Origin of the sequence: Methylotuvimicrobium buryatense 5G (genome assembly GCF_000341735.1) — a bacterium.
Taxonomy (GTDB): Bacteria; Pseudomonadota; Gammaproteobacteria; order Methylococcales; family Methylomonadaceae; genus Methylotuvimicrobium; species Methylotuvimicrobium buryatense.
Genome location: NZ_KB455575.1, coordinates 2338338 through 2363768, shown reverse-complemented (window position 1 = coordinate 2363768; position 25431 = coordinate 2338338). Strand labels below are relative to the sequence as shown.

Sequence of the window (25431 nt, the reverse complement as noted above, 5' to 3'; positions counted from 1 at the left end):
AACAAGTGGAAAGCAATAATGACAGCGAGGCCGTTGCAAAATCGGAACGGAAAGACGGTTGGGAGCGGGAAGCGATAGAAAAATTAGCTTTTGCGGCGATAACGGAACAAAGAAGAGCAAGGCGCTGGGGCATTTTTTTCAAAATGCTGACTTTTTTGTATTTGGTTGCCATTTTTGCGGCAATTATGTTTCCAAAGTGGAAGGACGACATCGGGATGGGTTTGGACGTTAAGGGCCATACCGCGGTAATTGACGTGGTCGGCATGATTGCCGAGGATAAGGATGCCAATGCTGACCGTATTATCAAGGGGCTGCGTCAAGCCGCGAAAGACAATAGCACGCGCGGCATCATTCTGAATGTCAATTCACCGGGTGGGAGCCCTGTGCAGTCGGACTATATTTTTCACGAAATCAGACAATTGAAAAAAGAATATCCCGATTTGCCGATTATATCGGTTGTCGGGGATATCTGTGCGTCCGGCGGTTATTATGTCGCTTCGGCTGCCGATAAAATTTATGTGAATCAAGCCAGCCTGATCGGTTCGATCGGCGTGTTGATGAACGGTTTCGGCTTCGTCGATACGCTAGAAAAACTGGGGGTAGAGCGACGTCTACTGACGTCCGGGGAACATAAAGGCATGCTCGATCCGTTTTTACCGGTAGATGAAGAAGAAATTCAGCATATGCAGAAGTTGCTCGGCCAAGTGCACCAGCAATTTATCGATGCGGTGAAAGAAGGTCGTGGAACACGTTTAAAAGAGACTGACTTGATATTTTCAGGTATGGTTTGGACCGGGAAAGAAGGGGTTGAATTGGGTCTGGCCGACGATTTCGGTAGTGCAAATTATGTTGCCAAGCATGTCATCGGCGCCGAAAAATTGGTTAATTTTACGCCGCCCGAGCGCTTACTCGATAAGTTAGCGGGTAGAATCGGTGCGTCATTCGGCAAGTCGCTGGGTGTCTTCGGCGAAAAAATGTTGATTCAATAACCTTTTATTCAGTAAGGGTTCAGATGAACCCTTTAAGCTCGGTCTGCATCGTTGCCTTGGTCGCTTTTAAGGCAAAATGCGAATATTAATTTAAGGTGCTGGATTAGCAATGACAAATTTAATCAAAGTGGTATTCATGACCGCATTATTACCTGTCTCGGTTTCATTCGGAAGCGAATTTATGGTTGCGATGGTGAGTTTGGATGAAGCGACCAAGCAAGTTCGTCAAGACGGCAGAGTCAAAGTGCTGGGCGCTAAAACCGAATCGATTGAAGACCGAAAGGTTCATGTCATAAAAATCCTGACACCCGACGGCAGAATACAATATCAGCGTATCGATGCCGAAACAGGGCGATTATTAGGTAGGGATAGGTAAAAGGAAGTGAACGATGCGTATTTTAGTCGTTGAAGACGAATTAATTCTGTGCGAGCAAATCAAAAAATTCTTAACCGATAAGGGCTTTGCCGTCGATACGGCCAATAAAGGCAGTGACGGTTATTATTTGGGTAAGGAATACCCGGTCGATGCGGCCATCGTCGATATAGGCCTTCCCGATTTTTCAGGCATCGAATTGATAAAACGTTTGCGTAAGGATGAGGTGGTTATTCCTATATTGATCTTGACCGCAAGAAGCCGCTGGCAGGAAAAGGTGGAAGGTCTTGAAGCCGGCGCCGATGATTATTTAGTCAAGCCTTTTCATTACGAAGAGTTGCTAGCTCGTCTAAACGCCTTGATTAGGCGCTCCGGAGGCAAGGCGCATCCTGTTTTAAAGCACGCGAATATCGAGCTGGATACTGCCGCACAAGAGGTCAGGGTATCCGGTGAGAGGCTCGAGTTGACCGCGTTTGAATACAAAGTACTTGAGTATCTGATGTTTCGTAAAGGCGAAGTCATATCAAAATCGGTATTGACTGAACATATCTATGAAGAGGATTTCGATCGGGACAGCAACGTGATCGAAGTCTTTATTGGTCGTTTAAGAAAAAAGCTTGATCCCGACGGGACAAGTAAGCCAATCGAAACATTGCGCGGGCGCGGTTATCGTATACCGCAAGAATAGTGATTAGGAACCGATGCCACGATTATTGTTCGTATTCAAGGCCGCTTAAATTAGGCTTTAAATATGTTTACCCTCTGCCGAAACTTGATGCGATAGATGTAATTGTCATCCAGTATGAGTAAAAAAACTAAAATGGCCTTCGTATGCGAGGAGTGCGGTGCCGATTACCCTCGTTGGAACGGGCAATGCACGGCCTGTGGAGCCTGGAATTCAATTAAAGAAGTGCGGCTTGGTTCGGGCAAATCCGAGCGGAATAAAAGAACGGATGGTTATTCCGGGATTAAGTCATCCGTGCAAGCATTGTCCGATGTCGATTTGGCTCAGGCGGAACGGCTCTCGACCGGTATTTCCGAGTTCGATAGGGTTTTGGGGGGCGGTGTCGTCAGAGGCAGCGTAACGCTGATCGGCGGCGCACCGGGGGCCGGTAAGAGTACTATATTACTTCAGGCGATTGCCGATATGGCCCGGCGAGGGATTGATGTTCTCTATGTTTCAGGCGAAGAATCCTTGCAACAAATCGCCGAGCGGGCCCACCGACTGAACGTGTCCGGCGAACGGATCAACATGCTCGCGGAAACTTCTGTGCAGAGTGTGTGCGATGTACTGGACGAAATCAACCCGCAGGTTTTAGTGATCGATTCGATACAGGTCATGTATACCCACGATACCGACTCTGCCCCGGGGTCGGTATCTCAAGTTAGAGAGTCTGCAAGTTATCTGACTCAATATGCTAAGCGGCATAATGTCTCGGTATTCATGGTCGGTCATGTTACGAAGGACCAATCGTTGGCGGGGCCGATGACCCTCAGTCATATTGTCGATACCCAAGTGGTGCTGTCGTCGACTAACGATGCTCGGTTCAGGGTGCTTAGAGCCGATAAGAATCGTTTTGGTAGCGTTGGCGAATTGGGCTTTTTCGCGATGGACGGTACCGGACTCAAAGAGGTTAAAAATCCTTCCGCGATGTTCCTAAACCGAGCCGAAAAGCCGTCCTCGGGTAGTGTCGTGACTGTGCTGTGGGAAGGTACCCGTCCTCTGTTGGTCGAAATCCAAGCATTGGTTACCGAGTGTCAATACGGTAATCCACGGCGCTTGGCAGTGGGCTTCGACCAGAACCGGTTGGCGATGTTGCTGGCGATATTATCGAGACACGGCGGTATATTTACCGCGAATGATGAAATTTATGCGAATGTGGTCGGCGGCATCAAGGTTACCGAAACCAGTTCCGATCTGGCGATCGTAGTCGGCATCGTATCGAGCTTGAAAGATAAAATCATTCCGCATGATACGTTTTTTTTCGGAGAGCTGGGTTTGAATGGCGAAATTAGACCGGTTGCGAACGGTTTAGCGCGAATCAACGATGCGGCCAAGCACGGCTTTAAGAGGGCAGTCATTCCGAAGAGTAATGCCCCTAAAAAAGCCGTTGAAGGATTAAGAATTTACCCGGTTACTAATTTGGCGGAGGCATTGGATGTATTGGGCGAGATTGAGTGCTAATGGCTTGTCCCGCGCGCTTATAGCCTGGAAGCTGCTCAAAGCTCGAGTTCGGTCAGCGCAAGTAAATCGCGTTCCAATAATTCACTATCGCCAAGATTCAATTCAACGAGGCGTCTTAAGTGCGTGATGCTATCGATGTCGATGTGTTCGCATTTAAACCCGGCGGTGTCATCGACGATATGAGATATGCTTAGCGCCATTGCAATCGTGTTGTCCTCGGAAAGGCTGAATGTGAGCATATAAATTTTTTCCAAGTCGCCTAGCCAAGGGCCGTCGAAGCGAAGCAGGCAGCCTTTCAATGAAAGGTCGACCAGTCTGCACGGCTGGTTTATTTCGTCGCAGCTCAATTGTGCAGGGGTGTCGTAAAAAATACGATGATAACGGCGTTTGTCGGAGGGTGAGATCTTCATTTGTGTGGATTTTGAAAAAACTGTAGGGTCGTATTGTCGATAACAATCAGGTCGTTGTTATTCAACTTTACGGTTTTATCGCCCAATGGCTGATTATTGATCGTCATGTTCGAGTTATTTTCCAGCGAAGAAATAAAGTAACCTTCTTTTCGTCGGGCGATAACGGCAATTCCTCCGCCGTTTCGTCCTAATCGAGTCATGGCTTTTTTCATGGGAAGAATTCGTCCGATATGCTGTCCGTCCATGACCTGAAGGTTAGCTTCGGGCAGGTTCAGGTTGTGCTCGATTTCCTGATTCAGCTGGTTAACCTCGGGACTTTCGTGCTTGGGTATTTCGGCCACCGATTCCGTGGTATTAAAGATCAGCGAATATTTTCCAAGGGTAATGCGGTCGTTATTATTAAGAAGGCATTCTTTAAGCTTTTCGCCATTGACGATCAATGGAAAATCATCGTTGAGTTGTTTGATTAGGCAACCGTTTTGCTTAATAATCGCGGCAGCATGTGCCGGAGCTACGGCCAAGCTGTTGAGTGTCAGATCATTGCTTTCGTCGCGGCCGATATGCATAACGCCCGATTCAAACAATACCGAATCGATCGCTTTATCTTTGAAAAAAACGGTGAATTTTGCCATGGTATCCGCGAGTACTTAACTATCAGATGTAAAGTATAGACCGTATTAATTCAGTTGCCCAAAAAATCCTGTGATAACGCATGCAAAAAAATAGCGCTAATGATGGGCTGTCTTAAACGGAAGAAACTTGACTTGAGTCACCGAGTTTTTGTTACGTTTGATGATTTCTACCGGATAACCGTGCAATTTTAAACTGGTTCCCGGTTCCGGGATGGTTTCCATGAATTCGATAATCAATCCGTTGATTGTTTTCGGGCCTTCGGTAGGAAGTTCCCAATTGGCGATGCGGTTTAATTCGCGTACGGTCAAGCTGGCATCGACCAGGTAACTGCCGTCGGGCTGTTTGAGGACGCCTAAGTCTTCGTTGACTAATTCACCCACGATTTCTTGCAATAAATCTTCTAATGTAACCAATCCTAGAACATCGCCGTACTCGTCGACCACCAGTCCGATACGAATTCTTTCGTTCTTGAAATATTGCATTTGTGTGTGTAACGGCGTGTTTTCAGGAATGAAATAAGGCTTGATAAGGTTTTTGGTAATTTGTTGCTTATCGAATTCCGGCTGATTGCTGAACGACAGCGCCGTTCGTAAATGCAGAAAGCCGAGTACTCTATCGATACTTTTTTTATAGACGGGTAAGCGTGTATGTTTACTATTTTGAATAAACTCGATAATCGTTTCAATGGGGTCTTCCAAGTCGATGCCGATGATTTCATTGCGCGGCGTCATAACGTCTTCGACCGTAGCGGACTCCAGGTTTAAAATGCTCAGCATCATATTGTGATAACGTGTGGGCATTAAACTATCGGCTTCCGATACGATGCTTTTGAGCTCTTCTTTATTAATGGTTTCTTGCCTGTTTTTCGAGACATGAATACCGAACATTCTAAGCAATAGATTGCAGATAAGATTGACGATCCAAACGATAGGATAAAATATCTTTAATAATGGTACGTAAATCCACGCGGATATGAAGGCTAACGATTCGGGTCTGATCGCGGCTAAAGTCTTTGGCGTCACTTCGGAAAAGATTAGAATGGCCAAGGTTAGCGCGCCGGCGCCGATGGCAATCGCCGATTCACCGCCCAAGCGAATGGAAATGACGGTAACAATAGAAGAAGCTAGGACGTTAACGAAATTGTTTCCTAATAATATCAGCCCGATCAGGCGGTCGGGACGCTTGAGAAGTTTGTGGGCTTTCGTTGCCCCGCGATGGCGTTTTTTTACCAAATGTTTCAGCCGATAACGGTTGATAGTCATTAGGGCTGTTTCCGATCCGGAAAAAAAGGCCGAGAGTAAAAGAAGAAGTGCCAGTGTGCCGAAAAGTATACTAAGGGGAATATCGTTCAAGGGGGTGCTCTAATTTTAAAAAACTGCTTTAGTTTCTCTAATAACGAAATTTTGTCAAGTCTGAAGCTGAGATGTTTCTGTTTTTTGCTACGATAGGCTTGAAATATTGACGATACAACTTCGATCGAATTGAAAAATCGTTTATTTTAGTAACGGCGGGCTTATGTCTGTCGAGGCGATCATTGCAGGTCTTAAACGCATAAGTGTCAACTAAGGATTTCATGATAAATAACGTCTTGCAAATCCTACGTGTCTATATCTATGGCGAATTTGAAGCATTATTCGTCATATCTGCATGAATGTGAAGCTACGTATTGCCATCCCTTGCGGAATGATGCGTTTTTTCTTAAGTTGGCGCCTATAGGCTTAAACAGCAGTTATTTTGTTCGCAAAGGATATAAGCAACAAATTTATAGGATCTTTTTATAATGGCTTGGTTTTAGATGGTGCAATTCATATCGTTTGCCGTGAATTGTTAAGGATTTTTTATCAAAATAGGCTAACCTCTTACCGCATGCCGATTTTTTTGGCATCATGCGAAAAAAACCTTCATTCGACGTATTTTCTAGTCCAAATTTTAGAGCGCGGGATACTCGCGCAAAGATAGACGGATATTTCAGGTAAAAAAGAATTATGGCTTGGCCGTGTATTGTATTGATCGATGATAATCAAACCAGAGCGCTTCAATTCAAAGCGGTATTAGAATTTATGGAGCACCGGGTGGAAATGGCTCTTCCAACCGCTATTACCGAGGGTATCGAACGCTGCGGCGATGATTTAATTGCCGTATTTATTGGCGATTCGATCGATAAGCAAGCTTCGCTTATAAAATCCGTCTTGGAGAAGACCGAACGGGCTCCGGTGATTTTGTTGAAAAATAAGGATGTTGCTGCGGCGCTGCCTACGGCAGTCGAAGATATGCTGTTTCAACAATTGGTATGGCCGACCACTCATGCTGCATTGAAGAAATTATTAGATGAAATATTAGCTTCGATCTATAACGGACAAATACTCCGCCATGCCCTTGATAGACGAGTTTACGAGCGGCGCTTATCGTCGAAGCAACGTCTCAAGGGTAATAGCAAGGCGATTATCGAGGTGTGTAAACTCATTGATCAAGTCGCCGAGTCTGATGCAACAGTATTAATTTTGGGCGAGTCTGGTACCGGTAAAGAAGTCGTCGCTAGGGCTGTGCATGACTGGTCGTTACGCAGCAATCAGCCGTTCGTGCCGATTAATTGCGGTGCGATTCCGGGCGAATTGTTGGAGAGCGAGCTATTCGGGCATGAAAAAGGCGCTTTTACAGGCGCGTTATCGACCCGGCAAGGCCGTTTTGAATTGGCCGAAGGCGGTACGTTGTTTCTCGACGAGATCGGTGATATGCCGATGGCAATGCAGGTCAAGCTATTGCGAGTGTTGCAAGAACGGACATTCGAACGGGTCGGTAGCAATAAAACAATGCATTGTAACGTTCGTATCATTGCCGCGACGCATCGAAAATTGGACGACGAAATCAAAGAAAATCGGTTTCGGGAGGATTTGTTTTACCGGTTGAACGTTTTTCCGATCGAAATGCCGGCATTGAGAGATAGGGCCGAGGATATACCTTTGTTGGCAAAGGATTTGATACAGAGAATGGCGTCCGAGAATCGCGGTTCCGTGCGGTTGACCGATGCGGCGATTGCGCTATTAATGCAACATCAATGGCCGGGTAATGTGAGGGAGTTGGCTAATTTGATCGAAAGACTCGCGATTATCAAACCGAACGGTTTAGTTGACGCAGAAGACTTGCCGGAAAAGTTTCAGCATTATGTCGTACCGGAGAACATAAAAATCGTCACGGAAGATTCATTCGAACCGGAATCCGTTCGCAGGAATACCGATCCGGGGGGAAGTTCCTCGGGAGTTTTTCAATTACCCAAGCAAGGTATCGATTTGAAGGAATATTTAAGCGACATGGAAAGCGATTTAATCCGTCAGGCTCTGGAAGAATGTAACGGCGTGGTTGCGCATGCCGCCAAGCGCTTGAAAATGCAGAGAACGACGCTAGTCGAAAAGCTTCGTAAATACGATCTGCAGCGATAACGCCGACAGATTTTTGACGAAGGGAATAGGAGTTTAACGGTAAGTCGTTGAGTGTACGGTTGAAATAAAGTGGTCCGTATTTTGCTCTAATCTGATTGAACCATCCGGAGCGATCAGTTTATGTCTTCATCAACGATTTCACAATCCCACAACAAAACCGAACAACTCGCCGATGCCTTTCGACTTTTCAACGAGTTGTCTCAAGACTTAACGGTTTCCTATCAAAATTTGGAGCGGCAAGTCGCAAAACTGAGCGATGAGTTGGCCGCAGCACGTAGCGAGAGACTTAAAACGCTATTGGAAAACGAAAAATTCGCGGCACGTTTACGGCAAATACTCGCCGCTTTACCGGCCGGTATTTTGATTATCGATCCTTCCGGCAAAGTCGCCGATTGCAACCCCACAGCGCTCGAATATTTAGGTGAGCCATTATTGCAAAGGCCTTGGTCTGAAGTAGCCGGACGCAGTCTTAAATCGGTTTCCGAGAACCCCCACGAGCGGCAATTACCGAGCGGTAAGCGTGTCGGCTTGAGTTATAACGCATTGACTGAAGGCGCGGGGCAACTGGTTTTGTTGTCTGACGTAAGCGAAATGCGGGTCTTGCAGGATCTGGTCGATAGGCAAAATAATTTATCGGCAATGGGCGAAATGATCGCGAGCCTGGCTCATCAAGTCAGAACACCGTTATCGACCGCTATTTTGTATGCTTCGCAAATGTCAAGGCCCGGTATAGGCGAGAGCAAACGGCAACAATTTTCAAGCAAGATTCTCGAACGCCTGCATTATTTAGAAAGACAGGTGAACGATATGCTGATTTTCGCGAAGGAAGGGCGTTTGTCGATGGCGACTTTCGCACTGCATGACTTGCTAGGCAATGTCGAAGATGCAATGACGGACCGCTTAGCAGCCTGTAACTCTGTTGAATTTAACCTCAAAAATGAGGCGGGCTTCGAGATATTGACGGGTAACGAGCCGGCATTACGCGGTGCGATTATGAATTTATTGAACAATGCCTTTGAGGCCTGTGCTGGAAAAGGTGTTGTTGCGTTGACGGTGGAACGGTCTTCGCGGCAAAAAATTATCTTTACCGTTCGCGATACCGGACCGGGCATTGAAAAGGCTTTGTATCAGAGGGTATTCGAACCTTTTTATACCACGAAAAGCAGCGGCACAGGTTTAGGGCTTGCCGTTGTCGACAGCGTTGTTAGAGCGCATCACGGCAAGGTGAGTTGCGACTCGGTGCCGGGCATGGGGACCGTGTTTGAATTGGAATTGCCGATTGCCTGGGATACGAAACCGGCATTACCCGGCGGGTTTTCGGGAAGGCAGGCTAAGTTCGAGGAGTTATATGATGAAGCAATATGACGTATTGATTGTCGAAGACGATCCCGATCTATGCGAGGCGCTTTCGGATACGCTAGAACTTGAAGGATACCGAGTATTGGCGGCGCATAATGGAACGGAAGCATTGGCAAAGCTCGGGCGTAACCGAGTAAAGTTGGTTGTTAGCGATGTGCAAATGCCGGTGATGGACGGCTTTGAGCTGTTGCGTAACATACACGCTCTGCATCCGGGGCTTCCGGTATTGTTGATGACGGCTTATGGAACTGTGCCTAAAGCGGTTAGGGCGATGCAGGAAGGAGCAGTCGATTATTTGGTTAAGCCTTTCGAGGCTTCGGCTTTAATCGATAAAGTGGCCGTATTTGCCGTTGTCGATGCACCTACTGCTGGGTTTGCGATAGGGCCGGATCCGGCGATGCAAAAACTTTATCGTTTGATCGAGCGCGTTGCGCAAACCCATGTCACGGTGCTGTTGCAGGGAGAAAGCGGTACCGGTAAGGAGGTTGTTGCACGCGCCATACACGAGCAATCGCCGTATCGCGGCGGGCCTTTTGTCGCGGTCAATTGTGCCGCTATTCCGGATAATATGTTGGAAGCGATGTTGTTCGGCTACGATAAAGGCGCTTTTACCGGCGCGGTACAATCGATGCCGGGAAAATTCGAGCTGGCTCAGGATGGAACATTGCTGCTGGATGAAATCGCCGAGATGGATTTAGGCTTACAGGCTAAATTATTGCGCGTTTTACAGGAAAAAGAAGTGGAACGCATCGGCAGTCATAGAAAGATTGAATTGAACGTCAGAATTTTGGCGGCAACCAATCGCAAATTGAAGCAATCTGTCGAGCAGGGTTTATTTAGAGAAGATTTATATTATCGTTTGAGTGTATTTCCGCTGAGAATACCGGCATTGCGAGAGCGCCCTGGCGATATTGTGCCGTTGGCTATCGAGATGTTACGGCGTCATGGTTTCGACGCGGCGTGCGAGGCCGTTTTCGATCGTGAAGCATTAGATAAAATACAAAATTATTCATGGCCGGGTAATGTAAGAGAATTGGAAAACGTGATGCAGCGGGCGTTGATTTTAAAAAGCGGTAAGCGAATCGCAGTAGAAGATTTAATCTTCGAGGAGCATGTAGATCTGCATGCCATGTCTGAAACCGTCATCGAAAACGCTTGTGTCGATAGTTCCGAAGACGCGTCTTCTTTAGGTGATCAAGTGCGCTCTGCAGAGGAAAAAATGATCTTGCAAACGTTACTGACCGAAAATGGTAGTCGTAAAACCACGGCCGAAAAATTAGGTATTAGTCCTAGAACACTACGCTATAAAATTGCCAGAATGAAAGAATCCGGCATTGCTATTCCATGTTCGGCTTGATGGCCTGAATTTTGCTTTTTAAGTTAGAAAGTCGTGTTTGAATAATTGAGAATGGTCATGAGTGAAATGAATGTCAATCAAGTGCTGGCGCAAATGCGCCGGATGTCTATCGAGGCCGGGGCGGGTGTAAAGCCGCAAGTGTTGGAAAATAGCGATCAGGTTAACTTTGCTTCGTTGTTGAAACAATCGATCGATTCGGTGAATACGCAGCAAGCGACTGCAAGTGCGATGTCCACAGCATTCGAAACCGGAGAGTCGGATGCTAGCTTGGCCGAAGTGATGGTGGCCATGCAAAAAGCCAGCGTGTCCTTTCAGGCCATGGTTCAGGTTAGAAATAAACTGGTCGATGCCTATAAAGATGTCATGAATATGCCGATGTAGGCAGGCAGTGAATTAAGATGAGCGAGCAAGGTGCAAATGAATTAGTCGGAACGTCCACTCCCCAGGCAAGGGAAGTTGATACCGGTAATCCGTTGTTGAAAGGTTTGGCTGGGCTGACAATGGCTCGTCAGATAGGTTTGATGCTCGGATTTGCTTTCAGCGTTGCGGTGGCTGTGGCGATCGTGCTGTGGTCGCAAGAACCCTCCTACAATTTATTGTTCGCCGGCATTGCCGAAAAAGATGCGGCGGAGATAATTGAGGCATTGGATAAAGAAGGCATTAAATACAAAGTCGAATCCGGATCGGGAGCAATCATGGTTCCGGGGGCGGATGTTCGCGAATTAAAATTGAGACTGGCCGCTCAAGGCTTGCCGCGGAGTACCAGTTTAGGTTACGAACTACTCGATCAAGAGCAAGGCTTCGGAACCAGCAAGAATATTGAACAAATGCGTTTTCAGCGGGCATTGGAAGGGGAAATTGCGCGTACGATCATGACAATTCAAAGTGTTAAGGCGGCAAGGGTGATATTGGCGATGCCAAAACAGTCGGTATTCGTTAGGCAGCAGAAAAAACCCAGCGCCTCTGTCATGGTCAACCTATATCCGGGCAGAACCTTGGATAAAGGACAAATCGAATCGATTATTCATCTAGTCGCTTCCAGCGTTCCCTTAATGGAAGCAGGGCAAGTGACGGTCGTCGATCAAACCGGGCGTTTGCTCAATGCTAAAGGAACCGATTCCGATATCTCAATGACTTCGAAGCAGTTTGAATACAAGAAAAATATCGAAGAACATTTAATGGCGCGCATCGAAAATATTTTGACGCCGTTAGTTGGCGCCAATGGTTTACGCACGCAAATATCGGCCGATGTCGACTTTTCCGTGACTGAAAGAACCCAAGAAATGTTTAACCCCGACTTGCCGGCGCTACGTAGTGAGCAGACTCAGGAGGATCTTAGTTCCATGGGAGCCATTCAGGGTGTGCCGGGGGCGTTGACTAACCAGCCGCCGCCGGCCGGTATAGCGCCTGAAGTGGCAACCGGTGAAGGTGCCGAAACGCCGGGGGGATCGTCAGGATCCTCTAGCAAGAGTGCCACGCGGAATTACGAACTCGATAAAACTATCACGCACACTCGTCTTGCCGGCGGTGTACTCAAGCGATTGTCTGTGGCCGTGGTTGTCGATAACCGCTCTGTCGTTCGCGAAGATGGGAGTATCGCTAGCGAACCTTATCCTCAAGAGGATATCATCCGACTGAGCGATTTGGTCAGGCAAGCGGTCGGTTTCGATAGTAGCCGCGGCGATCAAGTGACCGTATCCAATGTTGCATTCAGGGTGGCGGATGAACTTGAAGCATTGCCAGATGCGCCGCTTTGGGAACAATCTTGGTTTATTGACGCCTTAAAGCAGTTGGCGGCTGCCGCGGTTATTTTATTTTTGATTTTCGGCGTTCTAAAGCCGACCATGCAAGGGTTAATAGGCCGTACTGAAGAAGAACGGAAAGCCGCGGCATTGGCGCTGGCAAAAGCGGAAGCCGAAGCCATGGGCGGCGCCGTTGCATTTGACGAAAAAGGAGTGCCTTACGCGGTGCCTGCAGATGAGGCCGAGAAGCGGCAGCTTGGGCTGTCTTCCGAGACCGAAGATCTGTTGCTGCTGGAAGCGCCTCAGAGTTACGAGAAACGGTTGGAGTATGTGCAAAAATTAGTTGACGAAGATCCTCAATTAGTAGCACAGATCATTAAGAATTGGGCCAAGCAAGATGTCTGAGAAAGAACTCGATTTGACCTATCCGCAGCGTGCAGCGCTGCTGCTTTTAGCTGTGGGACAGGAGCGTGCATCCGCGGTACTGAAGCACATGGGACCTAAAGAAGTGCAGCTGATCGGGTCAACCATGGCTGGACTTGGCGCTATTTCACCGGAAATGGTGGATGCCGTGCTTGAAGAATTCATTACTCGAATCAAGGATGAAACCGGCTTGGGCATTAATTCGGACGAATTTATTCGAAACATGCTGACGGGGGCCTTAGGGGCCGATAAGGCAGGAAGTATTATTGATAGAATCTTGCTGGGTGCGAACAGCAAAGGGATTGAGCAATTGAAATGGTTGGATACACGGTCGATTGCCGATCTGATACGTTTGGAGCATCCTCAGATTGTCGCGATCATTCTATCGCTATTGGATAGTGACCAGGCAGCCGATGTTTTAGCCTTATTACCGGAAAACATGCGTTCGGATATTCTGATGCGCATTGCGACGATGGAAGGTATACAGCCGGCGGCATTAAAGGAATTGGATGAAATTATGGAAAAACAATTGACGGGTAGCGATGGCATGAAATCGTCATCGGTCGGCGGCGTCGATACCGTGGCAAATATTCTGAACTTCATGGAAGGCTCGGTCAGCGAGCAGATCATGGAAGATATCAATGATAATAATGCCGTGCTGGGGCAGGAAATCATGGATAAGATGTTTGTCTTCGAGGATCTTGCGACGGTTGACGATAGGGGTATTCAAACGCTATTGCGAGAAATATCGACCGATCGTTTGCTGTTGGCATTGCGTGGTGTTGATGACAGCTTGAAAGGCAAAATATTCGGCAATATGTCGCGTCGAGCCGCCGAAATGCTGAAAGACGATCTAGAGGCGGCGCCGCCGGCGAGGCTCAGCGAGGTCGAATCGGCGCAGAAAGAAATACTCGGAATCGCGAAGAAGTTGGCAGATGCCGGAGAAATCATGTTAGGCAGCGGCAGTGGCGATGAGCTCGTCTAAACAGTCGGGTTTCACCGATGACGAACTGGAGGCATTGCGTCTTTGGGACATGCCCGATGTGTCGGGACGAGAACGCTCGAAGTCAAGCGAAGCTGATAAAGCGCGCAGCCCGGTGATGACCGTCCAAGATATTGAAGCAATGCAACAGCAAGCCTATGAGGAAGCTTTCGCCACAGGCAAAGAAGAGGGTTTTAAGCAAGGTTACGAAGAAGGGCGGTTGCAAGGGTACGAGGAAGGTTTGAAAAAGGGTTATGATGAAAACATACATCGACTGCGCGAACAAGGTTTGCAATTAGCCGAAATATTGGAGACGCTCAGCGAACCTTTGAATGCACTGGATGAAGAAGTCGAAAAAGAGCTGGTGGATTTGTCGATAGCGATAGCCAAGCAGTTGGTTCGTCGTGAAATCAAATCGGATCCGGGGCAAATTGTGGCGACGGTTAGAGAGGCCGTCAATGTATTACCTATCGCAACGCGGGAAATAACATTAACTTTACATCCTGACGATGCGGAATTGGTACGGTCGGTGTTTTTGTTGAACGATCGTCCGGCGCCTTGGAAGATCAAAGAAGATCCTCTGCTCAGTCGCGGCGGTTGTCATGTGGATGCGGAGCAGTCTCATGTCGATGCCTCGGTCGAAAGACGTCTGGCGGCCGTTATTGCTCAAATGCTCGGCGATGAACGGATTAGGGACGAAACATCATGAAGTCTTCGCTAGATCGAAACGAGATTTGGCTCGGTAAATTAAAACCTTACGCCAATCGGTTGGTTCAGCCACCGGAACTGATCGTGGAAGGCAAGCTATCCAGAATGGTCGGATTGACACTCGAGGCTGTCGGTTGTAGGGCTCCCATCGGTTCTCGTTGTCAAGTACAAACTAAAGCGGGCAGGGTTATCGAAGCCGAAGTCGTCGGCTTTTCCGGCGATCGTTTGTTTCTAATGCCGACCGGTGATCCTTATGGCTTGGAACCGGACTGCCGCGTCATTCCGATGAGCAAGGAATATTTGGCCAGAGTCGGTTTTAGCTTGCTGGGCCGAGTATTGGATGGGGCTGGTAATGCTCTGGACGGTAAGGGACCTTTGAAGACCGATGCGCAGGTTTCGCTTACCGGCGTTCCGGTCAACCCGCTTAGCCGTAAGCCGATCCGTGAAGCGCTCGATGTCGGTGTTAGAGCAATCAATGCCTTGTTGTGCGTCGGTCGAGGGCAAAGGATGGGCTTATTTGCCGGAACCGGCGTCGGCAAGAGCGTTTTGCTGGGCATGATGACTAAATTTACCAATGCCGACGTCGTCGTGGTGGGGCTTATTGGTGAGCGGGGGCGTGAGGTTAACGAGTTCGTGCAAAAAATTCTGGGTGCCGAAGGGCTTAGTCGCTCTGTCGTTGTCGCGACGCCGGCAGACTATCCTCCATTGATGCGGGCGAATGGCGCTTTGCTTGCAACCAGTATTGCCGAATATTTTCGAGATCAGGGTTTGGATGTTTTACTGCTGATGGATTCATTGACTCGTTATGCTCAAGCTCACCGAGAAATCGCGCTCGCCATCGATGAACCGCCTGCCACTAAAGGTTACCCGCCTTCGGTATTTGCCAAGTTGCCTCGTTTAGTAGAACGGGCCGGAAACGGCGATGAAGGCGGCGGCTCGATTACGGCTTTTTATACCGTACTGACCGAAGGCGATGATCCTAACGATCCTGTTGCCGACTCGGCTCGCGGCGTATTGGACGGGCACATCGTGCTAACTCGGGAGTTGGCGGAGTCCGGGCATTTTCCGGCGATCGATATCGAGGCCTCGGTCAGTAGGGTTTTGCCGGATATCGTCGATGACGATCATTTGCGAATGGTGCGCAAATTGAGAGGATTGTATTCGCTATATCAGCAAAACAGAGACCTCATCAGCGTTGGCGCATACAAACCCGGCTCGAATCCGAATATCGATTTGGCGATTGAGAAAATACCGGCGATTAGGACTTTTTTGCAACAAGACATGAATGAGCCGGTGGACCTGAGTCGAAGTATCTTGGAGTTGTCCGATTTGCTTGAGAATGCGGTGAAGGGTGAAGGGTGAAAGGTGAAAGAGGAAAGAGGAAAGAGGAAAGAGGAAAGAGGAAATTAGGGCTTGACAAGTAGTTAAAATGCCGCACCATTTCACTATTCACTATTCACTATTCACTATTCACTATTCACTATTCACTATTCACTATTCACTATTCACTATTCACCGCTAACCGCCCCTGCGTCAGGATAGTTGTTCAAGTTATTTCATGAGCGATTCTTCGCTACGGTAGTTATCAATAAAATGAAAAAGTCCGAACGCCTGAAAACGATTGTCGAGTTAAATGTTACCCAGGAAAAAAAAGCCTTGGAAACATTCGGGCAAGTGCAAAAAAAACAAGTTCAATTGCAAATGCAGCTCGATCATTTGATTAATTATCGTCAGGAATATCAGGAAAAATTCGATGCTTTCTGTAAAGCCGGCGCTAGGGTTGGACAATTGCTGGAGTTTAAGTCTTTTTTGGATAAGCTCGATCGAGCGATTAACGGACAGGAGCAGGCGCTACAGTCATTGGAAACGGAGTTAAGTCGTGTACGCGGTAATTGGATAGGGCTGCACAATCGAACTAAGAGTTTGTCAAAATTATTTGATGCGGCGCAAGCTGATGAAATTAAACAGTTAGATAGACGCGAGCAGACCGAACAGGATGACAGAGTCGCCTCAGGACAACGCGGCGGCACGAAAAATGCTGGATAAATCAGTAATAGTTAAGAGGAAAAGTATATGAACGCTTTAAATTTATTGACGATGTTATCCGGTTCGGTCGGCAAAGAAAATTTAGGCCGGCTTTTTCAGGGAGAAGATAAAACATCCGGTGACTTTGCTACAACCTTGATGGCTCAGATCGGTTTGCTCGCACAGTCTGAGTCGCAGGAAAATTTAACGTTGCCAATGACTGATTTAGCGGAATTAACCGAACAATTAACACAGTTAACAAGTTTTGATTCCGAACAAATGAGTTCTGCCATGCAAGAAATTGCCGGTTTATTGGGCAATAAATTGCCGGCCTCGGGGAGTTTCGATCAAGAAATCGATTTAGAGAAAACCATGAGGACGTTAAACGAAGTGCTCTCTCATATTGAGGCTGCGACCGAGAGTTCGGCTGGTATGTTCGGCAATGTTGACCGGGCCGAAACGGATGAAGCGAGGATATTCGATCTTTCTGCCGAGGAAGGCCCCACTGACATGCCGGTAACGACGATGCCTCTGAGCATGATTAAAAATCCGGATGAGACGATACTGGCGGTCGATGCAAATCCTAAGTTGCCGCTTGAGGACCTGGACGATACCGGGACTACCGATGGTGAAGGAAATATTCCTAAGTTAATCAGAGATATATTGCAAACAACGAAGAGGCTTGAGCGCACCGTTCTGAAAAATATGGAAGCCATTCCGGTAACGACGATGCCTCTGAGCATTATCAAAAATCCGGATGAAACGATATTGGCGGTCGATGCAAATACTAAGTTGCCGCTTGAGGATCAGGACGATACCGGGATTGCCGATGGTGAAGGAAATATTCCTAAGTTAATCAGAGATATATTGCAAACTAGGAAGAGGCTTGAGCGCACCGTTCTGAAAAATATGGAAGCCATGCCGGTAACGACGATGCCTCTGAGCATGATTAAAAATCCGGATGAGACGATACTGGCGGTCGATGCAAATACTAAGTTGCCGCTTGAGGATCTGGACGATACCGGGACTACCGATGGTGAAGGAAATATTCCTAAATTAATCAAAAATATATTGCAGACAACGAAGAGGCTTGAGCGCACCGTTCTGAAAGATGCGCAAGCCATGCCGGCGACGATGAGGTCCGATCACAACGTCTTGGACAATACGCAGGCCATTCCGGTATCGACGATGCCTTTGAATATTATTAAAAGTCCGGATGAGACGATACTGGCGGTCGATGCAAATACTAAATTGCCGCTTGAGAACCAGAGCGACGATACTGGGATTACCGATAGTGATGGAAATATTCCTAAATTAATCAAAAATATATTACAAAACGGAGAGGAGCTGAGCAATGGCAAGTCGCTGATCGAAGAACAGCGTCTTGCTGGGGAAAGCAAAGTATCGACTGACGCAAAGGCTGTTGACCTGCATGCCAAGACCGATTCCGAAACCGCAAGTATTGAAAAAAAATTAGCGCCTTCTGCGGCTGTTGAGAAACCGGTTCCGAAAATGGCATTGGATATGGCTCAATTACACCGACAAATTGCCGGTCAAACAAAAATCGAGGCACCGGCAATGAGCAAGCCGATGGCGCATCCCGAATGGGACCAGGAGCTAGGCGAACGGATTGTTTGGATGAATAATCGGGCCATGCCGTTTGCCGAACTTAAGCTAAATCCTCAGCATCTCGGGCCTATTTCAATTCGTATCGATATGAATCAGGATCAAACAACAATCGCATTTTCCGCTCAACAAGCTGCGGTCAAAGAAGCCATAGAAGCCGCGATCCCGAAGTTACGTGAAATGATGGGAGCTCAACAGTTGAATGTAGCTGAGATTAGCGTGACTCAAGCTTCGCTTGGCGAACAAGCTAAGCTACCCGGATTTGGTCAAGCCGCTCAACAGCAAAACGAAGGCGGACAGAAAAATAGCCGAGGACCCAATGCCTTCGGAAATTCGGATAGTGCGGCTAATGCTAGCGAAGATGTCGATAATGCAAATGCGATAGTTAGTTCAGGAATTTTGAATCTATTTGCATGATCCTAAATTCGGCAGTCAGTCCACGAAAATCACGAAATACACGAAAGTAAACATACGGTTGCATAAGCCACTAGAGTCACTCATTGGGTAAGTAGCTTGAAAATCATAACTAATTGAATATTCTGTGATTTTCGTGCGTTTCGTGGACGAAATGCTTTTTATTAGGATGATGGGTAAGGGATATGCACAAAATAACTCGTTGACAGGTAAGCCACTGGTTTGACCAGTGAGACTATCAAGGCTTTGCCTTTAGATTTAGTTTTTAAAGACATGTAAATTGCTCGTCGGGGCTTAGCGACATACGCATCAAGCTAAAAACGGCCAACCCACACCCTAAAATCGGCGAAACTGCTCAAACTGGGAATTGCTGGTGGTTCGGGGTGATTCGCTTGACAGGGCGTCGTGAACCCAGTACCTAAATTATCCAAGATAGTTAACTATAGCCAATGGGCTATGGAATTTAGGTGCTGGGTGAATACGTCCAGGCTTGACGGCGGCGACTGATTGCCAAGGACGGCATGAATGCAGATTTTGCATGGAGCAAAAATCTGCCCTGCCGCCGACGCCTATCGGTCGAGTTACCAAACCCCCTTCCAACAGTTGTCGAAGTTATTTCATGCTCGTTCCTAAGTAATCTGTTACACCCGCCGTAGATCAAAATTCGGCGCAGGGGTGTCCGTCTATGTTTCGACTGGGCTCTGGGTGAAAGTTTTTTTGATGCTTATTTGTGCTTTCATAAAGATGATTTTTCAGTAGTGTTAATCAATAAATTTTCAATTTTGCTCTCAATTGCTCGGAAATTATTCAAGAAATAGGATAATGTCCTCAACGGAAATAAAAAAGATTTATTCAATTTTAAGGGGATATTTATATGGATTCTCAACTTCAAGCACAACAGCGCGCACAGTTTATTGACAGGGTGCATCAGGAATTTTTAGTTATGACGGGCTACGGCGCACATGTTCATATCAATACGCATGGCATTTTGATGTTATTCAATCAATTTTTAAATCAACAAAAACCGGAAAGAGAATTTATTAGAGCAACTGTTGCTTCTCTTAAGCGAGCATGACCTTACCGGTCTTATGTTTTGTGCTCTTAGGGCTATTATTCGATGCTTAGGATTTGGTCGTAAATAACTTCCTTATTCTATGGAGGGTTCGGTGACTCGATTGACAGGTGTCGGCGGCAGGGCAGATTTTTGCCCCTGCAAAATCTGCATTCACGCCATCCTCGCCAAGCATACCCCACACCCTTTTTGATCTCCAAATTGGGAATTGCTGAGATGAGTACACAGTGAATCTTGTCTTTACGGGGAAAGGTAAATCCGTTTGTCCTGATCAAAGTAAGCGCCCTTCGGTCGCGTGGCGTTACTATGAAACAGTGGCTATTTGACGTATTTTTAATTATTGGCAAGTCATTGATATTAAATATATAAAAAGCTGTTTCCTGAGGGCTGTCGAAGGATGAGCGGATTTACGCTGAGCTAAATGATATTTACCCGACATTGTAAAAATATTTGAGTATTAGTCGTGAACTGACAGTCGACGCTTACAGCGTAATCGGCGCGGTTTCTGTGATTAAATGGACTCACATTTTAACCGCTACGCCAAATAGAAAAGAGTAGCCAAATCCCTCCGAATAGTGCACCGACGAAAGCGGTCAAGCCGATAAACGATGATGCGCCGCCTTCAACGGTCGAGACAATAGAACTGCCGATAATCATTGCCGCAGTAACTAGGCTGACGGAAATTCGATTCACCACACGGTCGAGCTCCTTGCCCAGCCATTCCGGTCGCGTGATGTCCAGGCGAACGCTCAACGCGCCTCGCCGCAAATCCTCCATAATTCGGTGCATATCTTCCGGTAACTCGCTTAGCATTTCAACGAGCCCAGCCGCCGATTTAAAACCGCGTCTCGCCATGGCTTCGGGATTGTATCGGAGTAGAAACGCCCGTTTGAGTAGCGGGGTTGCCGCTATGACCAGATTAAATGACGGGTCGAGTTGTCGCCCCAAGCCTTCCAAGGTAATGAATGTTTTAATCAATAATGTGAGATCGGCCGGCAAATTGAGCTGATGATCGCGCAGTAAATTCGTCAAGTTAATCAGCAACTCCCCTATGTGAAGGTCTTTCAATGGGATATCGTGGTACTGATCGATAAAATTGTCGACTTCCAGCGTTAATGCGTCTTTATTTGCCATCGACTTGTCGGCCCATTTCAAAAGAATTTTGACGACGATATCCGGATCGCGCTCCACTAAGCCGTGCAACAGATTGACGACTTGATTCCTGCGCTCGTCGGTGAGTCTGCCGACCATGCCGAAATCGATAAACGCGATGCGATTGCCGGAAAGAAAAAAACAATTGCCGGGGTGAGGGTCGGCATGAAAAAAACCGTCTTCTAGAATCATTTTAAGCACCGCATCGGCACCGGTTTTAGCCAGTTCTTTCCGGTCTAAATTCGAGTCATCGATGCGATCGATATCATGGCCCGAAATGCCGTCGATATATTCTTGAACATTGACGCGTTCACAAGTCCATTGCCAATACACTTTGGGAATGATGATAGTGCGGCTTTTTTTAAAGTTGGTGCGCATGCGTTCGCTATTGCGCCCTTCAATGGCCAAATCCAATTCTCGGCGCATCGATAATGTGAATTGTCGTACGATTTCCTGTGGATTATAACGACGTAGATCTTTGATTTCCCGGGCTGCAACTTCAGTCATCTGGTTGAGTAGGCGCAAATCCGCTTCGACGGTAGGTCGGATGCCGGGACGGCGGATTTTGACAATAACCTGAGTGCCGTCTTCCAGCGAAGCCTTATGAACTTGTCCTATTGACGCTGCTGCTATCGGCGTGATGTCGAAAGACGCAAAGACTTCGTGCGGCGGGGCGCCGAGATCTTCCTCCAGCTGTGCCATGATTTTATCGATCGGCGCTGGACGGGCTCGATCTTGCAGTTTTTCGAACTCAGCAATCCAGGCAGGGCTGAACAAGTCGGGGCGAGTTGCGAAAATTTGACCCAGTTTCACGAAAGTAGGTCCCATTTCTTCCAGAACTCGACGAATGCGTTCCGGTGGTTCCATACTGGTCAATTCGTCGATTTCATGCCAATGCAAAACGTGCCCTGCGCGTTCAACAAGACCAACAATGCCGAGTCGGCGGACTAGATCGCCGAAGCCATAGCGGATCAAAATCGAAGTGATTTCATGAACGCGTCCGAAATCCCTAGCGACGGATAAGGTTTCCAGTATCATTATGTTGGTATGCTGACGTTAGGTGGCGGAAGTGAATATCAATATAGGAGGGGAGTGTCTCTGTAAGTCAATGTTTCATAATTATATAGTTAGCAGTCGGTCGTTACTTTATCGGTCATATGAATAGCAAGCCAAATCGTATCGATTTTTCGATCGGTCCATTCTACCCGATGTAAAGTATGTGCCGGGATTAATAAATAATCCCCGGGATTTAAAACGATATCTTCGAGACAGTTTTTATAACGCAGTTTCGCTTCACCTTGAAGGAGCAGTACCCACTCGTCCCAGTCTTGATCGTACCAATGGTCGGCTTTTGTCGAATGATTCCTGGAGACGATGCGCTCGATGCGGACATGGTCGGTTTTTAACACGGTTTCGAAGAGTTCTTCGGGTAATCGGTTTGGAATGTTTGCGAAAATATTGGAATAGCTTACGGACATCGTTAATATGATTCGAGCCAAAAAGCGATAACTATAGCAAAGGTGAAAGGTGAAAGGTGAAAGATGAAAGGTGAAAGATGAAAGGTGAAAGATGAAAGATGAAAGATTCGCTGTTTCCCAAGCTCCAGCTTGGGATATGCTTGCGTGAAGCTCTAGCTTCGCGGTGCAAACGTTATTGCGGGTCGGGAAAGCAACTCCGGTTTAAACTACCAAGTCTATGCCTGTTGCCGAACACCTCGACGCCGAATTTTGGATTACGACTACCAGTCGATACATTTAATGTGGAAGACTGAGCGCTAATTATTATCGCTGATTTGAAGTTACGAGGATCGTCAACCAACACAGAGAGGTAGTATCATGAATTTAAAAGATATTGATTGGCAAGCAGGATTTGATAAGAGTATTGTCGGAACGCGATGGGCTTTAAGGGGGCTGGATAAACTTAAGTGTGCCGATTTTATCGCACCGTTGTTGTTGCGGCTTTATCTCGTTCCGGTACTGTGGATGGCCGGGTCGAAAAAATTCGCCAATTTTTCCGACACGGCGGCGTGGTTTGGTGACGAACAGTGGGGATTGGGCTTGCCATTACCTTATTTGCTGGTATTCCTAGTAGCATTGATCGAAGTATTGGGAGCGGTTTTTTTGTTGACTGGATTCGGAGTCAGGTTGATTTCATTACCGTTGATGATCGTAATGGCGGTGGCGGGAGTTTTAGTGCATCTCAAGAACGGCTGGCTCGCGATTGCGACCGGTTCCGGATTATTTGCAACCGACCGTACGATCGGTGCGGTAGAGCGACTGGAACAGGCCAAATCGATCTTGCAGCAATACGGCAATTACGACTGGCTGACTGAAAACGGGGCCTTCGTCGTATTGAATAACGGAGTCGAATTTGCCGCAACTTACTTTATTATGTTGTTGGTATTGTTTTTCATCGGTGCCGGACGTTATGTCAGCATCGATTATTGGCTGGCGGCAAAATACTCAGAGGAATAGCTATGTTGATTAAATCCAAAGCGGTCGTCTCGGAAAACGACGTGACCGACCGGACGGTTTTCGAAGCCCGCAGAAGCATTATTAAAGCCGCGCTGACGTTACCCTTAGCAGGGGCATTACCGGGTGTTTCGGAGGCCAAAAACAAAAAATATGCCGATGTACCGGTCGGTCCCTATTCGGCGGATCTTGAACCGAACAAATTTGAAGATGTAGCCAACTACACTAATTATTATGAATTTTCGACTAATAAGACCGACTCGACAGTCCTGGCGCGGCGCTTGGCAACAAGGCCTTGGTCGGTTGCCGTCGAAGGCGAAGTCGAAGAGCCTGGCGTCTACGATTTGGAGGATATTCTCAAAGCCAATCCCTTGGAACAGCGTATTTACCGATTCAGATGCGTCGAGGCTTGGTCAATGGTTGTGCCGTGGATCGGCTTTCCGCTGGGTGCAATGCTCAAACAGTTCAAACCGACCCTGAAAGCTAAATATGTCGAATTTACGACATTATATAAACCGTCGATCATGGTCGGTCAGAAAAGTGGTGTATTGGAATGGCCTTATGTCGAGGGTTTGCGTATCGACGAAGCAATGCACCCCCTGGCGTTCATCGCAACCGGTATGTACGACGACGATTTGCCCAACCAAAACGGCGCCCCGTTACGCCTGGTTATTCCTTGGAAATACGGATTCAAGAGCATCAAAGCGATCGTCAAGATTCGCTTTCAAGAGGACATGCCGAAAACGGCCTGGAATAAAAGCGCACCGCATGAATACGGATTTTTTGCCAACGTCAATCCTGACGTGTCGCATCCGCGTTGGAGCCAAAGCCGCGAACGCGTACTTGGCGCAAGTATATTCACACCGAAACGCAAAACCGAGTTATTCAACGGGTATGGAGAAGCTGTTGCGTCTTTATATTCGGGTATGGATTTGACGAAGAATTTTTAATCGATTGATTTAGAACGCCGATCAAAACGCGGGGCCCGATATATACTCATCGCATATCAAAATTCGGCGCCGGGGTGTCCGTCAGAGGAAGCCGTGAATACGTCCCTGTAGGCTCTATGCCAGCTCTATGCTGGCAAAGCCTTTGTCGAACACCCCGATGCCTCCTCGGACATTGCCGAAATTTGAAGTGCGAAAGGTATACCTGCTCCTTTGATAATGAACAACCGTACTCTCTATCGCGCAGTGCATTGGAAAGCAATTGTTGACTTTCTTCTAAATGGTTTATTTGGGATTTCGTGATAAATAACGTCCTGGAACTATGAGTCTTGTTGAGGGTTCGGTCACTCGCTTGGCAGGACGCCGTGAATACTTCCGTGTAGACTTGACGGCGGTGACTGATTGCCATGGATGGCATGAATGTAGATTTTGCAGGAGCAAAAATCTGCCTTGCCGCCGACACCTGCCAATCGAGCAGTCGAACCCTCCTGAAAATAAGGAAGTTATTTACAGTCTAATCCTTAGTAGGAAAGAGAATCGTTTCGACTGCAAACGCGAATATAGTCTTATTTAAGGCATCTCGGCCGGGCGGGTAAACACGTAATCGGTTTTTTCGGCCTTGGCGTGGCAACCGGCGCATTCCTGCGCGAAATCGGCGTTATCACCGTAAGGTTTCAGTTCCTTGCCGACCCAGCGGGCATAGCCCCAGCCTTGGGTTGCTTGGAATTTTTTGGCGTCCTTGATCATGAATTCGAAATGTTGAATTCCGTCTGGAACCGTCGCGGCTTCCCAGAGCGGGTGCTGACGGTCTTTCCAGACCAGTTTGGCCAGTATCGTGCCGTCCGGCCAAGGACTGGTATTGCCGCTGCGAGCGGCTTTAACTGCGATGCTATTGCCGAGGATCCCGCGCAGCGAATTGTTGTCGGTCCGGTGCGCGACGCCGATGAATTGCCAGTTTTGGTAATTTTTCGGCATTTCGATACCGTTCGGTGCGGTTGCCGGTTCTTGGGTTTCGGCATATGCGCCGAAAGATATCGACAGGCTCATGACGATCGTTGAACACAGTCGTAATGGTAATGTGTATTTCATGGATTATTTCCTCTTCACGTTAACTAAAGCCGATGGC

Annotated in this window: 23 protein-coding genes; 17 read left to right on the top strand and 6 right to left on the bottom strand. The window is 47.5% G+C overall.

Annotated features, from left to right (window positions below; translation table 11 throughout):
• Positions 1-5: 5 nt before the first annotated feature.
• The 4 genes from sppA (at position 6) to radA (ending at position 3547) form a co-directional block, all read left to right on the top strand.
• On the top strand, positions 6-989 hold the full coding sequence (gene sppA / locus METBU_RS0110435) for a signal peptide peptidase SppA (RefSeq protein ID WP_017840573.1): 984 nt from the start codon (positions 6-8) through the stop codon (positions 987-989).
• Between the two features lie 109 nt (positions 990-1098).
• Positions 1099-1365 carry a PepSY domain-containing protein gene (locus METBU_RS0110430; RefSeq protein ID WP_017840572.1) on the top strand — a complete coding sequence of 89 codons (267 nt, stop codon included), beginning with the start codon at positions 1099-1101 and terminating at the stop codon, positions 1363-1365.
• A gap of 13 nt (positions 1366-1378) precedes the next feature.
• On the top strand, positions 1379-2050 hold the full coding sequence (locus tag METBU_RS0110425) for a response regulator transcription factor (protein WP_014149539.1): 672 nt from the start codon (positions 1379-1381) through the stop codon (positions 2048-2050).
• Between the two features lie 114 nt (positions 2051-2164).
• Positions 2165-3547, top strand: a complete 1383-nt coding sequence (gene radA, locus METBU_RS0110420) for a DNA repair protein RadA (RefSeq protein ID WP_017840571.1) — start codon at positions 2165-2167, stop codon at positions 3545-3547.
• A gap of 35 nt (positions 3548-3582) precedes the next feature.
• Here the strand turns inward: radA and METBU_RS0110415 are convergent, their stop codons facing one another.
• From METBU_RS0110415 to METBU_RS0110405, 3 genes are all read right to left on the bottom strand, one after another.
• The gene (locus METBU_RS0110415; protein WP_017840570.1) at positions 3583-3957 is read right to left on the bottom strand and encodes a PilZ domain-containing protein; all 375 of its coding nucleotides are present in this window, start codon (positions 3955-3957) and stop codon (positions 3583-3585) included.
• Complete coding sequence (locus METBU_RS0110410; protein WP_017840569.1) at positions 3954-4589, bottom strand: FHA domain-containing protein; 636 nt, start codon at positions 4587-4589, stop codon at positions 3954-3956. Before METBU_RS0110410 ends, METBU_RS0110415 begins: the two co-directional genes overlap by 4 nt.
• 96 nt (positions 4590-4685) lie before the next feature.
• Positions 4686-5942 carry an HlyC/CorC family transporter gene (locus METBU_RS0110405; RefSeq protein WP_026130147.1) on the bottom strand — a complete coding sequence of 419 codons (1257 nt, stop codon included), beginning with the start codon at positions 5940-5942 and terminating at the stop codon, positions 4686-4688.
• A 633-nt stretch (positions 5943-6575) separates the two neighbouring features.
• On the opposite strand from METBU_RS0110405, the gene METBU_RS0110395 reads away from it, so the two are divergent.
• From METBU_RS0110395 to METBU_RS0110345, 11 genes are all read left to right on the top strand, one after another.
• Positions 6576-8027: a sigma-54 dependent transcriptional regulator gene (locus METBU_RS0110395; protein WP_017840566.1), complete on the top strand. Its 1452-nt coding sequence runs from the start codon at positions 6576-6578 to the stop codon at positions 8025-8027.
• 120 nt (positions 8028-8147) lie between these two features.
• Positions 8148-9392 (top strand): sensor histidine kinase, encoded by a 1245-nt coding sequence (locus METBU_RS0110390; RefSeq protein WP_017840565.1) that lies wholly within the window; start codon positions 8148-8150, stop codon positions 9390-9392.
• Positions 9379-10743: a sigma-54-dependent transcriptional regulator gene (locus METBU_RS0110385; protein ID WP_017840564.1), complete on the top strand. Its 1365-nt coding sequence runs from the start codon at positions 9379-9381 to the stop codon at positions 10741-10743. The genes METBU_RS0110390 and METBU_RS0110385 overlap by 14 nt, the downstream gene beginning before the upstream one ends.
• 57 nt (positions 10744-10800) lie before the next feature.
• Complete coding sequence (gene fliE / locus METBU_RS0110380; RefSeq protein ID WP_026130146.1) at positions 10801-11124, top strand: flagellar hook-basal body complex protein FliE; 324 nt, start codon at positions 10801-10803, stop codon at positions 11122-11124.
• A gap of 17 nt (positions 11125-11141) precedes the next feature.
• On the top strand, positions 11142-12890 hold the full coding sequence (gene fliF, locus METBU_RS0110375) for a flagellar basal-body MS-ring/collar protein FliF (RefSeq protein WP_017840562.1): 1749 nt from the start codon (positions 11142-11144) through the stop codon (positions 12888-12890).
• Positions 12883-13893, top strand: a complete 1011-nt coding sequence (gene fliG / locus METBU_RS0110370; RefSeq protein ID WP_017840561.1) for a flagellar motor switch protein FliG — start codon at positions 12883-12885, stop codon at positions 13891-13893. Before fliF ends, fliG begins: the two co-directional genes overlap by 8 nt.
• Entirely contained in the window at positions 13880-14599 is a 720-nt protein-coding gene (locus tag METBU_RS0110365) for a flagellar assembly protein FliH (protein ID WP_017840560.1), read from the top strand. Before fliG ends, METBU_RS0110365 begins: the two co-directional genes overlap by 14 nt.
• On the top strand, positions 14596-15960 hold the full coding sequence (gene fliI, locus METBU_RS0110360) for a flagellar protein export ATPase FliI (protein ID WP_017840559.1): 1365 nt from the start codon (positions 14596-14598) through the stop codon (positions 15958-15960). Before METBU_RS0110365 ends, fliI begins: the two co-directional genes overlap by 4 nt.
• A gap of 231 nt (positions 15961-16191) precedes the next feature.
• On the top strand, positions 16192-16644 hold the full coding sequence (gene fliJ, locus METBU_RS0110355) for a flagellar export protein FliJ (RefSeq protein WP_026130145.1): 453 nt from the start codon (positions 16192-16194) through the stop codon (positions 16642-16644).
• Positions 16645-16671: 27 nt separating this feature from the next.
• A complete protein-coding gene (locus METBU_RS25275) occupies positions 16672-18666 on the top strand; it encodes a flagellar hook-length control protein FliK (RefSeq protein WP_017840557.1) in 1995 nt (664 codons plus the stop codon).
• Positions 18667-19537: 871 nt separating this feature from the next.
• Positions 19538-19738 (top strand): hypothetical protein, encoded by a 201-nt coding sequence (locus METBU_RS0110345; RefSeq protein ID WP_017840556.1) that lies wholly within the window; start codon positions 19538-19540, stop codon positions 19736-19738.
• A 525-nt stretch (positions 19739-20263) separates the two neighbouring features.
• On the opposite strand, the gene METBU_RS0110340 is transcribed toward METBU_RS0110345, so the two are convergent.
• Together METBU_RS0110340 and METBU_RS0110335 are read right to left on the bottom strand one after the other, a co-directional pair.
• Entirely contained in the window at positions 20264-21925 is a 1662-nt protein-coding gene (locus METBU_RS0110340) for an ABC1 kinase family protein (protein ID WP_017840555.1), read from the bottom strand.
• Positions 21926-22014: 89 nt separating this feature from the next.
• Complete coding sequence (locus METBU_RS0110335) at positions 22015-22365, bottom strand: cupin domain-containing protein (RefSeq protein ID WP_017840554.1); 351 nt, start codon at positions 22363-22365, stop codon at positions 22015-22017.
• A 357-nt stretch (positions 22366-22722) separates the two neighbouring features.
• Here METBU_RS0110335 and METBU_RS0110330 point away from each other — a divergent pair, with 357 nt between their 5' ends.
• On the top strand, positions 22723-23361 hold the full coding sequence (locus METBU_RS0110330; RefSeq protein ID WP_017840553.1) for an HvfX family Cu-binding RiPP maturation protein: 639 nt from the start codon (positions 22723-22725) through the stop codon (positions 23359-23361).
• A 2-nt stretch (positions 23362-23363) separates the two neighbouring features.
• A complete protein-coding gene (msrP, locus tag METBU_RS0110325; protein WP_017840552.1) occupies positions 23364-24308 on the top strand; it encodes a protein-methionine-sulfoxide reductase catalytic subunit MsrP in 945 nt (314 codons plus the stop codon).
• 567 nt (positions 24309-24875) lie between these two features.
• Here msrP and METBU_RS0110320 read toward each other — a convergent pair.
• On the bottom strand, positions 24876-25394 hold the full coding sequence (locus METBU_RS0110320) for a cytochrome P460 family protein (protein WP_017840551.1): 519 nt from the start codon (positions 25392-25394) through the stop codon (positions 24876-24878).
• Positions 25395-25431 lie beyond the last annotated feature (37 nt).